The sequence below is a fragment of the Nostoc sp. UHCC 0870 genome, assembly GCF_022063185.1.
Taxonomy (GTDB): domain Bacteria; phylum Cyanobacteriota; class Cyanobacteriia; order Cyanobacteriales; family Nostocaceae; genus Trichormus.
This window is the reverse complement of sequence record NZ_CP091913.1, coordinates 5,780,650-5,794,509: the sequence shown is the minus strand read 5'-3', so window position 1 is coordinate 5,794,509 and position 13,860 is coordinate 5,780,650. Positions and strand designations below refer to the sequence as shown.

Below are 13,860 nucleotides of genomic sequence, written 5' to 3'. Positions count from 1 at the left end.
ATTTTTAAGATTTGAGGTTAAGTCTTGTGGTGACAATTAGTGTCTGTGTTCCTACTTTTAATCGAGAAAATTTACTTCCTTATGCAATTAATAGTGTCTTAGCTCAAACTTACACAGATTTTGAACTAATTATCTGTGATGACGGTTCTAGTGATGGTACACCAGAATTGATGTCAAAGTACACAGATAACCGGATTAAGTACATTCGTCATCCACAAAATATTGGTAAAAGTAATAATATGCGCTCTGGTTTTAATGCCGCCAGTGGTACATATTTCATTAAATTTGATGATGATGATAGGCTAACACCAGATTTTTTAACACGTACTGCGGCGATACTTGATCAAGACTCTAGTATTGATTTTGTAGGCACAGATCATTGGATTATTGATATTAATAATAACCGGGATGAAGCCAAAACTCAAGAAAATTCTCGTCGCTGGGGTAGAGCTAAATTAGCAGCCGGTATAGTAGATAATTTATTAGAAGTCGTTTTTATCCAACAAAGCTTTCAAGTGGGAGCAACTTTATTTCGTCGTTCCACCTTGCAAGAGTTAGGATTTATGCTGCCTAATATCCAAAACTGCGAAGATAATGATTTATTTGTGCGGTTAGCTTTGGCTGGAAAAAAGGGTTATTATTTACCAGAATTATTGATGGAATATCGCTATCATGCAGAACAGCAAGGTATTGATAGAGCGATTCCTTATTTGTTTGACAAAATTAAGTATTTAGAAAGTTATAAATTTACTTTAGAGAAGTTGGAGAAAATTCGCCAGCATCGTCTAAATGAAGCCAAGTTATTGTTAGGTTTGCGTTTAATTGAAAAAGGCGAAATTCCCAAAGGTAGAGAGTTAGTTTTAGCAGGTAAGTCTTTTTCCACTACTAAAGCTTGGACTGGTTTGGGTTTATCGCTATTACCAGGTGCTTTGCGAGGTCAAGCATTTAGTTTACTGCGACAGATGCGCGGGTAAGTTGAAATTAAATCTAGTGTAGGTTGGGAAGCCACCGCCTTGGACGGGTCTCCCGGCTTGGGGCGAGTGGCGTTTGACGTAAGGAAACCCAACAACAACATCCATATTGACTGGAGTTTAGACTAAGCCATGCAAAATGACCCAGCAGGGCTGAGTGAATCAGAGACTTAGCAAAAGTATGAATAATCTTAGGTATTAAACAGCAACAGATGGTTCTTTACGTGGTCGTGTTACTGTTTTTTTAACAATAGGGCATCGGTTTTTACGGTGACGCTTTTTTCCTGCTTCCCAACCAGGAGACTTTCCACGAGGTTTTGGTGCAGATGTAGGAGTACCAATGGCCGCAAAAACTCCACCCATAGCTTGAGCAACTCTTCCAGGGGTTAATTTATCTAGAGACTTCTGCCAAGGGAGAGGATTATCAGTGACGATATCACGAGCTAACCACAATTCCCAAGTCATGAGAGGCATGAGGTCACTCCACCGTTCACTTTGCTTAGGAGTACCAAAGTTTGGTACAGTCCAATGTAGACGCTGCTTCAAAAAGCGATACCAATGGTCAATGGTAAAGCGACGCAAGTAAAGACACCAAACTTCCTCTAGTGGTGGCATTTCTTCTCCTACCCAAGCCAACCATAAAGGTTTGGACACTCTTATGTTACCTTGCGCGTCCAGACGTTCAACCCGCAGGAGTAGCATTGGTCGTGTAGCAGCCTGACGGAAGTGTAAATCTTTCCACAAGCTAACACTCACACGGCCTAATTTTGGGTCATTTACTTCCAAAACAGACGTTGCCTCACTCCATGTTGTTGGTTCATTGAGTTTAAATTTATCACCATGCTTTTTGGGTCGTCCCATCCCAGAATAAGCTCCAGGTTCACCCCATAAACACAAATTTGAACGTAATCGAACTAAAATATCTGCGGGAATATTAGCACTTTTTAAGATAAAAGGCGCACAGCCGTATTCACTATCCCAAAGGGAAATCGGTCTGACTCTTAAATATTTACATACCTGTTTTAATTGCCAAATTGCTTTGCTAATTGGACTTTCGGCACTTGTAATTCTTTCATGCCTTAAGGGTAATGCCCAACTACCCTCTTTTTCTGGTATCCAGGCAATTGTGCTATACCCCTGTCCTACGGTTATTGGTTTATTTCCCGCTATGGATGTGCCACTATGTTCATAGGTTCTTTCTTTGAGTTTAACTGCATCTGGACGTGACCAGTTAGTGTGGTCGCCTGCCAATAGAGGTCGTTTCTCCGTTGGTATCTGTTTGATATATAGCTGCATCAATTTCTGTCGCTGTGGTCTGCTATCTTGTAGTGCCTCATAGACACTTGGCCACTTGCGTCTAAATACTGGTGATAAAGACAACTCTGCTAGGCAATAAATATTTTTGGTCAGCAATATCGCGTCTGTCAATTCAAAGGTAGCATCTTTTGCTCTACCTAGATATTCGTAGGCTGCTTGACGGAATTGTTCTAATCTGGCACGTTTCATATTGGCGAATGAGAGTTAGTCGTATATCTCTCAGGTTCTGCCAAAAGGGGGTCTGTATTCAATCAGACTTCCTTTTTTTTCTTTAACATCACCTATTTAGTCTAAACTCCAGTAATCAAGTCACCGCGCAAGTTGTAGAAGCAAGGCGTTTAACTGGTGCAAAGTTATGTAAGCTTCTGCGATTTGGGCGCGGCAACAACTGCCGATAAAATTGTCAAAAGTATATTTAAATCAGTTATCAGTTAGGACAATTCCACGAAGTTAACTGATAACTGATCTGACTTTTCACGGGATGTGGAAAGTCAGAAGGCTAGCTAAGGATTTAAGACCAAATTTTTGTGTAATTAATTTTGTTGGACTACTTATCATTTTAAAAAGCTGCAATCATGATACAGTGATTTTGTGAAAATCAAGCATAGGATAAAATTAACAACATACTTTTTCGCTTTTTGTCAAGATAAATCCAAAAAATCTACCATAAATTATGAAAGAAACTAAATCACAAGTAGCTACTAGTTCACAGACTGTAGTTCATAGCAGTTCGAGAAAGGAAATGTTATTGCGACATTTGAAGAGTTCTTATATCCAACCCTTAGAAGATTTCTATTTAGGTGTTCTTCAGAATATTCCAGCTAATATTTATGGGGATTTACTGATTGGTATAGGATACAACTTTGAGCATTATGACTTGATGTTTTCAAAGATGGCATTTAATCTCCAAAATACGTTTGGTGATACTGCATATTCCATTCGATATAAGACAATGCAGTATTTGTTACAGCCCTTTTGTTCGGAGTATGGAATTGAAGCCAACAGACCTCTTTACCAAACTCATAGAGAGTTGTACGCAAATTTCTATAGGGAGCTTGTGGGACAGGATATACCAGAGATGTATCCAGAAGAGTCTTCAAACCCTTGGCTACAATGCTCCATACGATGGGCAAAGATTATGTATGATGCCTTGGATGCTGAGGGTTACTCGCCCAATGAGAAGGCAATCTACAACGTTGCATATCACTGGGCTGTAGAGTATTTGTCAATTACAGAGTTTGACCTTATGCGTCAAGGCTGGCAAAAGTTAAATATTTCTGCACGATATCTTGATGCACATTGTGCTGTAGAAGATGAACACGGTGACTACGCGGAAAAAGCCGTGTTTGAAATAAGCGAGCCGGATAATCCCATTGTGGTTCGTGCAATCCAAGATCATGAAGAACATCTTGGAGGTTATTACAAGTCACTCACTCTACTCTAAGAGGCTAGCAGTTAAATAAAAACCAGCGTCAAACGATGCTGTAGGATCTCCTCCCGTTGGTCAGAGAAGTTGCTGTAGACGGGAGAAGATCGACCTTTTATGCGTAGACCTACAACGTTCATTAAAAGAGGTGAATGATGAATTTAGTTGACTGTAGCAAAGTAATAGTCAAAGAGTGTAAATATGGAGTTGGAGCCTTTGCCGCTGTCGATATCAGAAAGGATGAGTTAGTCGAGAAGGGGCTAATCCGGCGGATAGAAGTAGATCCCAATGATAATCAGTATGTGTTCTCATGGAATGAAGACAATACGATATGGGCAGTAGCCTCAGGATGTCTGACGTTTTATAACCACAGCGAAAATCCCAATACGAAAGTAATAAAAAACTTTGAGGAAGATACAATTGAAGTAATTGCGATCAGAGATATAAAAAAAGGAGAAGAGCTAACCCATCTTTATAAAGGGCGATGGCGTAAATGCTTTAAAGATTTGGAAGGATAACTAATGATAATTTATATGATGTGGTTTGGTTACAGGATGCGATTCTCCATAGTGCTAATCCTGTCAAGGTTGCAAGCATAGATCGAATTTTGGTGGACTCTGATTTACCTGATAGTGTGCCAATAGTACGTCTGGTATCTGAGGGTAAAACAGAGCAAATGACAGAGTATGTGACTCTAAAGGTATTCTCTGCCATGAAACTTTTTCAGCCTTACCAAATGGAGCTTACTTACTTAATTAATGTCGGTCGATCCTTTTTGGTCTCATCCGCGCATTATCCTAACTCCCCATATTGCTCTGCCCCTGGTCAGCCAGAGGAGCTAGCTGCTCACATTATAAGGGATATGTTGAAAACCCTGTGACTTTAGTCCAGGGATGAAAACCCTAACAGTAGGTTTTAACCTACCAGGGTATGGTAAAATTGTGCTAGTTTCAACGTGAGTAGGAATAACCACAGCGCATTGAACAATTCTAGTAGGGGTGAAACTCCCGCACAGTAAGTCAGCTTGTAAGCTTTTTCGGTTAGGGTAAGAAGTGAAAACTTTACTTTTGAGAAATTTGATTTAAAACAAATCGAATTTCTTTCTTGTTACACTGCTTCTTAATAGCGGCGTAAATTCTGCGGTTGCCATATGCTACAGCAGAACAATGAATTAAACCTTTTAAAACATCCTGTACATGATCAGTATGTGGTGGAAAGTCAGCAAATGTAATTAAATACCAAATATCGTTAATTTTGCGGTATTGGTGATAATTATCAATGATGATAATATCCTGTTCTTGGGGTTTACGCTTTTGCTTACGAGGCACTTTGTCAATTGCACAAAGAATCCCAGTTTCAGGATGAATGTAAAAGCGATCGCGGTAAATTATATCTAACCAAACCTGACGACCTTGGTATGCTTTTCTGCAAACTTTACCATCGATTATTTCTACATATCGTTCCACAAAATCCCACAAATGACCAATCACGTGTTGTCCTGCCATTGTGTTGTGATCTAATCGTTGACACAGTTCCCTGTAAACGTCATTCCAAGGTTGTCCAACTTTAGAACGCAAAAACCGCCGCACAGGGCCAAGGTGATCTGAAAGATATTTGGATTTATTTCTAGGTTTAATCAGGTAAGGATTAAATAATCCGTCCTGAGTTGCTTCTTCAGTAATTCTCTGTAATTCTTTTTTGAAGCCTTTTAACTTTTTGAGGCTAATTTTCATCCCACCACGGGGACGTTCAATCACAATTTCGCTCAAACGATGTTCGCTCATAACTTATTTCGTTTAAAAATAGATGTACAAATTGCGTTTTTAAGCTGCATAAGTTTGTGGACATCATTCACCTCTTTTTGAATTACGAATTACAAATTAGTCCAGGAGTCCAGTAAGGTTTGTTAGCTGTAAGCCGTAACGCACCAAAGCCTTTAGAAAAGGTGCGTTAAGCTGTTGCTACATATACTTACTGGAGTTTAGACTAAATAGGTGATGTTAAAGAAAAAAAAGGAAGTCTGATTGAATACAGACCCCCTTTTGGCAGAACCTGAGCAGGGTGGATTAATTGTCGGGAGAGAAAATATAACATAGAAGGACGATTCCTTAAGAAAAACACTGCTCTCTCTACCAGAGGAAAGTTAGCAATGAATTTAATCGAAGCAATCCAAGGTGTTCCTGATTATCGACATGCCAGAGGTATTAGACATAAACTTTGGATAATACTAACTATAGTTTTGTTAGGTAGTTGTACAGGATATTGGGGGTATAAACCTTTAGCTGAGTTCACAAAAAATCATCGATTATCTCTAATCAAATTATTAGATTTATCTCCAGATATTAAATTTCCGTCAGCATCAACATTCAGAAATATTATGATGTCAATTGATTTTCAGGTATTAGCTGAACTATTTAACATCTGGGCAGAAAAGAGTTTGCCAATTAATTTCAAAGAATTATTTGCCATCGATGGAAAATGTATTAAAAGTACTGTAACCGGGGGAAATCAATCCTATCAAAACTTTGTGAGTATAGTTTCAGTTTATAGTCATCAGCAAGGATGGGTCATCAGACATCAAGCTATGGAAAATAACAAAAACAGTGAGATTAGTGTGGTAGAAGACCTAATTAAAAGGCTTTCTGGGCATCATATCGTGATTACAGCCGATGCACTACATTGCCAAAAAAAACTGTTGAGTTGATTATCGAGGGAGAAAATGACTACATTATTACTATTAAAAAAAACCAGCCAAATCTGCTGAAAGTAGCTACTGAGCTAGCTGAATCCTCAATCGCTATCGATACTAATTACCATGATGAAAATTTACATGGACGAAAGACTACTCGTCAAGTCAAAGTCTATCCAATTCCATGTGATTCACTACCTGATTGGGTTGGTGCTAAAAGTTTAATAGAGGTTAACAGATATGGAACTCGACCTCAAGGAAAGAAAAGTCGTCGCCAGATTGTTGACTATCATGAACAACACTTTTATTTAAGTAGCTTAAATTATTCAGCCTCAGAATTTGCGGAGATTATTCGTGGTCATTGGTCAATTGAAAATCAACTTCATTGGGTCAAGGATGTAACTTTAAATGAAGATAACTGTATTCATACTGGCGGTTTTTCACCAGCTAATTGGGCGATGGTCAGACAGTTTTTAGTTTCCCTCGCTCGTCAGTTAAATTGTCGCACTCTTCCCGAAGCGTTAAGGCTGATGGCTAACCAACTTCAAATGATTTTTGATGCGCTATTTGACCATTCCGACTCCTTTTGCCCAACACCTATGAGTCCAATGGTCGAGTGAGAAAACTTTTTCTCTCTCGACAATTAATCCACCCTGCCTTTTGGCAGAACCTGAGAGATATACGACTAACTCTCATTCGCCAATATGAAACGTGCCAGATTAGAACAATTCCGTCAAGCAGCCTACGAATATCTAGGTAGAGCAAAAGATGCTACCTTTGAATTGACAGACGCGATATTGCTGACCAAAAATATTTATTGCCTAGCAGAGTTGTCTTTATCACCAGTATTTAGACGCAAGTGGCCAAGTGTCTATGAGGCACTACAAGATAGCAGACCACAGCGACAGAAATTGATGCAGCTATATATCAAACAAATCCCCGCAGAGGGACGACCATTGTTAGCAGGAGATCACACAAACTGGTCACGCCCAGATGCCGTCAGGTTGCAAGAGCGAACTTATGAGCATAGTGGCACATCCATAGCAGGAAATAAACCAATAACCGTAGGACAGGGGTATAGCACAATTGCCTGGATACCTGAAAATGAGGGAAGTTGGGCATTACCATTAAGACATGAACGGATCACAAGTGCCGAAAGTCCTATTGGGAAAGCAATTTGGCAACTCAAACAGGTGTGTAAATATTTGCCTACCAGACCGATTTCAGTTTGGGATAGTGAATATGGTTGTGCGCCTTTTATCTTAAAAACTGCGAATATTCCAGCAGATATTCTCGTTCGGTTGCGTTCAAATCTGTGTTTATGGGGTGAACCAAAAGTTTATTCGGGAAAGGGGCGACCTAAAAAGCATGGTGATAAATTTAAACTGAATGAGCCCACAACATGGAATGAAGCAACATCTGTATTAGAAATAAATGACCCAAAATTAGGACGTGTGCGTGTGAGCTTGTGGAAAGATTTACACTTCCGTCAGGCTGCTACACGTCCAATGTTAATCATCAGAGTTGAACGTCTGGACGCGCAAGGTAACATGAGAGTGTCCAAACCTTTGTGGTTGGCTTGGGTAGGAGAAGAAATGCCACCCTTAGAAGAAGTTTGGTGTCTTTACTTGCGTCGCTTTACCATTGACCACTGGTATCGCTTTTTGAAGCAGCGTCTACATTGGACTGTACCAAACTTTGGTACTCCTAAGCAAAGTGAACGGTGGAGTGACCTCATGCCTCTGATGACTTGGGAATTGTGGTTAGCCCGCGATATCGTTACTGACAATCCTTTACCTTGGCAGAAGTCTCTAGATAAATTGACCCCTGGAAGAGTTGCTCAAGCTATAGGTGGAGTTTTTGCGGCCATTGGTACTCCCACCTCTGCACCCAAACCTCGCGGAAAGTCTCCCGGTTGGCAACAAGGAAAGAAGCGTCACCGTAAAAACCGATGTCCCATTGTTAAAAAAACAGTAGCACGACCACCTAAAGAACCATCTGTTGCTGTTTAATACCCAAGATTCTTCATACTTTTGCTAAGTCTCTGATTAACTCAGCCCTGCTGGGTCATTTTCCATTGCTTAGTCTAAACTCCAGTATTGAGCTTCCGAGACTCATGTTGGGTTAATCTACGATAAGGCTGCACCTACCCAAAGCCTCAACTCAACCTACAATTTTTTGGCAAATTTTTGATTAAACCTATCTACTTTGTGGAAGAGTTGGAGTAGGTTGGTAAGTTGAGTTTGAGCGCAGTTGAGCGACGACAAATATTGTACCAAGAGATAAAGCAATAGATATAGCTGCGATCGCTAAACGATTAGCTTTCCAAAAGCTTAATTGTCCTTGTTGATAAGCATTATTCGCTATATTTACCTCATGTTTAGCCTCTTCTAGAATTGATTGCAGAGCATATATCTGCTCATCTTCTAGTTCTGTAAATTTATCTTGTCTGAAAGCTCCTTCTAGAATTTTTATTTTTTCCTCAGTAGATACTTGGGAAAGTTGCTGTTTAACCACTTCATAAGGATTAGCTTGCCTGACAGGTTGTGATTTTGGTGGTTGAGAAACAGGTGGTTTAATATGAAAATCTTGTTGAATTTCTTTTTTAGTAAATCTATATGATGTATCTTGATATATGGGGGTTGATGGTTTACTCTGAGCAGTTGGTGGTCGATTTGAAATACGCTGGTTAATAACGGCTTGATCTGATTTCAAGGACCATCTAAACTCACTATCCTGAAGAACTAAATGTTTCAAAGAAGAGTACAAGTAATGGTTGACCTCTCGTCTTTCAATTCCAAGCATTTGAGCAATATTTACGGCTCTTAACGGAGTACCACGTTTCAATATTTCAATGATTTTAGATTCTAGCTCATCCATATTAGCCCCATATTGATCATTGCAACCCAGATCGAAATAAAGCTTAAGTAAACAAAACGCGTGACCAAGTATCAACAATATCCACCATTTTATCACCACTGATACCTTTCATACGTTTTTTACCACTTGCAACTGTTACTCGTTCTACTACATCTTTTAAAGATTCAAACTTTTTCTTTTTACGTTCTTTCTCAATACTTTCAACAACCTGAACAGCTTTTTTATCAGTAATTCCAGCCGTTCGTAATCTAAAAATTAGTTCTATTAAACTTAAATTATTAAATGCTTCTAATGGTGCAATATGTTTCGGCATCTGATTCTCAAATAACTTGATAGTTTCATATAACTTCTGCCTTTCCTGTCTTTCCTGTACCAATTCAGACTTTAAATTATCAAGTTGTTTTTCTAATAAACGAAATTTATTATTTTCTGTATTCAATGTAATTGAATCTATTGGTTCAATTACACTTTCTGATTGTTCATTAGTAGATTTTGTTTTTTTTAGAACATTAGCTTGCTTTAATGCTTCTTGTTCTTTTTCAGATGTAATAATTAAGGCATTAACCATTTCTCCTGCAATAGGGTTTTTTTCACAAGCTCGAACAGCCGCATAGTATTCAAAATGCCCATCAATAACCTCATATTTTTCAAAACCAATTTTTTTTTAGTAATAATGGTTTTATAAGTCCTCCAGCGTTTAGTATGACTTCAGCAAGTACATCTAAATCTGTTTCAGTAAATTGTGAACGCGGAAAACTAGAGGTAACACTGTCAATATCTACCATCAAGAACTTAGTCATTGTTTTGGCTCTATTTTTTTCAAAACTTCCATAGCTAAAAATTCAAACTCAGCAGCTGATTGATTGGCTGAAGAGTCACGCTCTGCAAAATCTAGAACCGATTTAGGATCAGGAATTTCCATATTACCTAAAGGGATAGTTTTGTTAATACAAGTTGATAAAGCTGTTCTTTCAGATATGGTACTATCCATAAGTGGCAGTTCATAACGCTCAGTAATTATATTCTTATGTTTAGTAAAGTTATATTTCAGGTATTGAGCGTTAGTAGAAATTTTTGAAGGAAGCACACCCATAATCTTAAGAGGTGCTTGACCTTCACCTTCTTTATTTTCAGCAATCTTTTCCTGGATAAAGTGTTTAACACTTATCAAGCCTTGATTTGAAAATGGCTTTAAATCTGAAGGAATAATTAAGTAATCAGCAGCAGTTAGGGCAGCTTCAGCATAAACATCTAAAGATGGTGGAGTATCAATAATTACAATATCATAATCATTTTTAACTTTTTCTAATTTTCTAGCTAGCCTAAATCGACTAGCAGCAAAACCAACTAGATTGGACTGATTCTCAATTAAGCTTATATGTGATGGAATTACGTCAATCTCTGGATTATTAAAAAAGTGGGACTTACGAACTAGCTCAGGGATAAAGTTACTTTTTCCATACTCTAGTAAATGATAAATATTGCGATCTTTTAAATCATCTTCTTCCTCAAACTGGAATTTTATTAATCCTGTAGCAAAAGTTGTGTTGGCTTGAGCATCTATATCAATTAAAAGAACTTTTTTACCTTTTTTGCTTAGTGCTGCTGCTAAGTTAATAGCGACTGTAGTTTTACCTACTCCACCCTTATGATGATAAATTGCTATTGTTTTCATAGAAGATTTTTCCTGGATTTTATGAGAAATTATTTGAATTTGTATTGGCTGATTTGACTTTAAATTAATATTTGAATTATCTTGGCTATCTTTCTGTTTTAAGCTTTCTCTACCAATTAAATTTTTAATTTCTTCTAACTTCGTCTCAACTTCTTTACCAGAACACTGAAGAACTAACTTAACATCATTTTCAAGTTTTTCATAAATCCTGATTTCCTTGCCATTGGTTAATAAACCATATCCTACATTCAAACTCCTTAGATAGTGCCTGAGTCTGGTAACATGATTCTTTAAGTTTTGTTTGGGATGCTTTGCCTCCATGACCACACTTAATGGTGAATTAGCATCTAACACAAAGGGAAGGACTTGTGCCGCAAATGCTAGAAAATCTAAACGGATGCTACCAACAGCAACTTCCTGATGCCAGGTGTCTGGAGTATAACCTAGCTGTGGTAGTAAATACTGCACGATGAGCTTGCTTTCTACTTCGCTTTCATTACGGCACAACTCAGGATTAAAAAACAAATTTTTTTACCCCAATGAATATGTATTGGTATTCATTATGACACACAGCAAATTAGTTAATCCATAACAATTACTGCATAATAAGTATAGAAATAAAATTATGTTTAGTAATTTTGCTGAAAATAAAGATAAATGTATTTATTTATCCCAGCCTACTATATCGTCATACCCCGCAAAATCTCAAAATTGCCCTAGTAGATCCCAAACGCGTCACCTTTCCAGAGTTTGAACGCATGGCTTGGTTATATTCGCCAGTCCTTAAAGATAGCGATCGCGCTACCGAACTCATGGAAAAATTAGTATTAGAAATGGAATCCCGTTACCAGCAGTTTGAAAAAGCTAGCTGTGCTGATTTAAGCACCTACAATCAGCGTTCTCATCAACCTTTACCTCGCATCGTTTGCATCTTTGATGAATATGCCGACTTTATGGCAGAAAAAGAAATTCGCAAAGCCCTAGAACTCAGTATAAAACGTTTAGGAGCAATGGCAAGAGCGGCGGGAATTCATCTCATAATTGCTACCCAACGTCCAGAAGCCGGTATTGTCACCCCAATTATCCGTTCAAATTTACCCGGAAGAGTTGCGTTAAGAACTGCTAGCGAAGCCGACTCAAAAATTGTCTTGGGAGGTACAGAAACATCCGCCTCTTATCTATTAGGTAAAGGTGACTTACTCTACCAAATTGGCCCCCAATTGCATCGTTTACAAAGCCTATTTGCTAAACAAATTCAGATCCCATCAGAAAAAACTCAGTAGGCGCATTTTCACCGATATCATTATTAATAATTGATGATATTGTTAAACACCCTACTTACAAATACTGATTTTGTATCTCCTACACCCCATCTACGCCAATAAATTCAGCCATCCAAGCAGATTACTAAAAAATTTCTCTAAAACTTATCTAAGTTCATCCTGTAGGGCTAATAAAAAACTGAACAATAAATATATATACACCTCCTACACTACACCCAGGATGTACAACAATGAGTACAAAACTACTTTCGATGCTAGCTGTTAATCAACTTACATTAGTTGTTTATCTTGACCAATATGGATATTATCACTATGAGATAATTCACGGTAAAGGCGTACTGCAAAATACTGAGATATTTTATAATCAGCATTCAGCCGAATTAACAGGAATGTTGTGTATTAATTCAATATTAAACTATTACATATAGAGTTGATATTGATTCACTCCTAAGTAGAATTGAATCATCAATCATAAAGATACAGTTATCAGAAAAATAAGTTTTAGGTGTAACAACTACAGCAATCTATTTAATTCGTAAAAATTGTGGTACTTCAGAACCCCGGTTTCTTTGAGAAGCCGGGGTTCTCGGCTCTCACGAATTACTATATACTTTATCGAGGCAATATTGCTGACACAACTCTTTTAATTTTCCTGTAGAGATTAAATTTACCGGAAATTTCCATTAACTGGGAACGCGTCATCAGAGGAATTAACAAATGGGATATGTAATTGCTACTGCAAATATGAAAGGTGGTGTAGGGAAAACTACACTCACGGTGAATTTAGCTACTTGTTTAGCAAAAAATTATGGTAAAAAGGTGCTGGTGCTGGATTTAGATACCCAAATCAGTGCCACACTCAGCCTGATGTCGCCTTTAGATTTTGCCAAGCGTCGCAAACAAAGACTCACATTTAGATATCTCATCGATGAAGTTATCAATCCAGATCCCAACGCTAAGTTAACTATCAAGGATATCATTCAAACTCAAGTCTGTAATCTACCAGAACTACATTTATTACCAGGAGATATAGACTTATATGATGAGTTTGTCGTATCAGAAATGCTGCATAGACAAACGGTAGCTTTAGGTGAACAAGATTTTGAAACGGTTTGGAATCGGTTTGAGAGAGTCTTGATTAATAACATCTTAAAACCAGTACGTGATGAGTATGATTTTATTCTTTTAGATTGCGCCCCTGGCTACAATTTATTGACGCGTAGTGCTTTAGCGGCGAGTGATTTTTATCTCCTCCCAGCTAAACCAGAACCTTTATCTGTAGTCGGTATTCAACTATTAGAAAGACGCATTGGACAGTTAAAAGATAGTCATGAACATGAGACGAAAATAAATATTAAAATGCTGGGAATTGTCTTTAGTATGTGTAACACTAATTTACTAACGGGTAGATATTACAAACAGGTAATGCACAGAGTTGTAGAAGATTTTGGTGTAGAACAAATTTGTAAAGCACAAATTCCCGTAGATATTAATGTGGCTAAAGCTGTTGATAGTTTTATGCCGGCTGTTTTAAATGCACCTCAATCAGCCGGTTCTAAAGCATTTTTGCAGTTAACTCAAGAGTTGTTGCAGAAGTTGTGATCATTCGGTCGGCGTAA

Annotated in this window: 11 protein-coding genes and 2 pseudogenes; 8 read left to right on the top strand and 5 right to left on the bottom strand. The window is 38.0% G+C overall.

Going from position 1 to position 13,860, the window contains the following annotated elements; all coding sequences use genetic code 11:
• Window positions 1–26: 26 nt before the first annotated feature.
• Window positions 27–974 (top strand): glycosyltransferase family 2 protein, encoded by a 948-nt coding sequence (locus L6494_RS24570; RefSeq protein WP_237990336.1) that lies wholly within the window; start codon window positions 27–29, stop codon window positions 972–974.
• Window positions 975–1,169: 195 nt separating this feature from the next.
• On the opposite strand, the gene L6494_RS24565 is transcribed toward L6494_RS24570, so the two are convergent.
• On the bottom strand, window positions 1,170–2,477 hold the full coding sequence (locus L6494_RS24565) for an NF041680 family putative transposase (RefSeq protein ID WP_237990334.1): 1,308 nt from the start codon (window positions 2,475–2,477) through the stop codon (window positions 1,170–1,172).
• A gap of 484 nt (window positions 2,478–2,961) precedes the next feature.
• On the opposite strand from L6494_RS24565, the gene L6494_RS24560 reads away from it, so the two are divergent.
• Window positions 2,962–3,732, top strand: a complete 771-nt coding sequence (locus L6494_RS24560; RefSeq protein ID WP_237990333.1) for a hypothetical protein — start codon at window positions 2,962–2,964, stop codon at window positions 3,730–3,732.
• Between the two features lie 134 nt (window positions 3,733–3,866).
• A complete protein-coding gene (locus tag L6494_RS24555; protein WP_237990332.1) occupies window positions 3,867–4,232 on the top strand; it encodes an SET domain-containing protein-lysine N-methyltransferase in 366 nt (121 codons plus the stop codon).
• Window positions 4,233–4,775: 543 nt separating this feature from the next.
• Here L6494_RS24555 and L6494_RS24550 read toward each other — a convergent pair.
• Window positions 4,776–5,498 carry a hypothetical protein gene (locus L6494_RS24550; RefSeq protein ID WP_237990331.1) on the bottom strand — a complete coding sequence of 241 codons (723 nt, stop codon included), beginning with the start codon at window positions 5,496–5,498 and terminating at the stop codon, window positions 4,776–4,778.
• A gap of 365 nt (window positions 5,499–5,863) precedes the next feature.
• Between L6494_RS24550 and L6494_RS31200 the strand changes: the two are divergent.
• Window positions 5,864–7,023 (top strand): annotated as a pseudogene (locus L6494_RS31200) (ISAs1 family transposase).
• 84 nt (window positions 7,024–7,107) lie between these two features.
• Complete coding sequence (locus L6494_RS24535) at window positions 7,108–8,415, top strand: NF041680 family putative transposase (RefSeq protein ID WP_237990328.1); 1,308 nt, start codon at window positions 7,108–7,110, stop codon at window positions 8,413–8,415.
• A gap of 187 nt (window positions 8,416–8,602) precedes the next feature.
• Here L6494_RS24535 and L6494_RS24530 read toward each other — a convergent pair whose 3' ends face one another.
• The 3 genes from L6494_RS24530 to L6494_RS24520 form a co-directional block, all read right to left on the bottom strand.
• A complete protein-coding gene (locus tag L6494_RS24530) occupies window positions 8,603–9,283 on the bottom strand; it encodes a hypothetical protein (RefSeq protein WP_237990327.1) in 681 nt (226 codons plus the stop codon).
• A 43-nt stretch (window positions 9,284–9,326) separates the two neighbouring features.
• Window positions 9,327–9,851, bottom strand: coding sequence for a hypothetical protein (locus L6494_RS24525; RefSeq protein WP_237990326.1), 525 nt, complete (start codon window positions 9,849–9,851; stop codon window positions 9,327–9,329).
• 228 nt (window positions 9,852–10,079) lie between these two features.
• Window positions 10,080–11,483, bottom strand: coding sequence for an AAA family ATPase (locus tag L6494_RS24520; protein ID WP_237990325.1), 1,404 nt, complete (start codon window positions 11,481–11,483; stop codon window positions 10,080–10,082).
• Between the two features lie 149 nt (window positions 11,484–11,632).
• Between L6494_RS24520 and L6494_RS24515 the strand changes: the two are divergent.
• The 3 genes and pseudogenes from L6494_RS24515 to L6494_RS24505 form a co-directional block, all read left to right on the top strand.
• Window positions 11,633–12,241 (top strand): annotated as a pseudogene (locus L6494_RS24515) (FtsK/SpoIIIE domain-containing protein); the annotation flags it as partial.
• Window positions 12,242–12,471: 230 nt separating this feature from the next.
• Window positions 12,472–12,669, top strand: coding sequence for a hypothetical protein (locus L6494_RS24510; RefSeq protein ID WP_190695942.1), 198 nt, complete (start codon window positions 12,472–12,474; stop codon window positions 12,667–12,669).
• A gap of 289 nt (window positions 12,670–12,958) precedes the next feature.
• Complete coding sequence (locus tag L6494_RS24505; protein WP_237990324.1) at window positions 12,959–13,843, top strand: ParA family protein; 885 nt, start codon at window positions 12,959–12,961, stop codon at window positions 13,841–13,843.
• The last annotated feature ends 17 nt before the right edge of the window (window positions 13,844–13,860 follow it).

Bases quoted from the DNA above. Each gene is read 5' to 3' on its own strand.
- L6494_RS24550 (WP_237990331.1), bottom strand. From the start codon at position 5,498: ATGAGCGAACATCGTTTGAGCGAAATTGTGATTGAACGTCCCCGTGGT.
- L6494_RS24535 (WP_237990328.1), top strand. From the start codon at position 7,108: ATGAAACGTGCCAGATTAGAACAATTCCGTCAAGCAGCCTACGAATAT.
- L6494_RS24525 (WP_237990326.1), bottom strand. From the start codon at position 9,851: ATGGTTAATGCCTTAATTATTACATCTGAAAAAGAACAAGAAGCATTA.
- L6494_RS24530 (WP_237990327.1), bottom strand. From the start codon at position 9,283: ATGGATGAGCTAGAATCTAAAATCATTGAAATATTGAAACGTGGTACT.
- L6494_RS24565 (WP_237990334.1), bottom strand. From the start codon at position 2,477: ATGAAACGTGCCAGATTAGAACAATTCCGTCAAGCAGCCTACGAATAT.
- L6494_RS24560 (WP_237990333.1), top strand. From the start codon at position 2,962: ATGAAAGAAACTAAATCACAAGTAGCTACTAGTTCACAGACTGTAGTT.
- L6494_RS24510 (WP_190695942.1), top strand. From the start codon at position 12,472: ATGAGTACAAAACTACTTTCGATGCTAGCTGTTAATCAACTTACATTA.
- L6494_RS24555 (WP_237990332.1), top strand. From the start codon at position 3,867: ATGATGAATTTAGTTGACTGTAGCAAAGTAATAGTCAAAGAGTGTAAA.
- L6494_RS24505 (WP_237990324.1), top strand. From the start codon at position 12,959: ATGGGATATGTAATTGCTACTGCAAATATGAAAGGTGGTGTAGGGAAA.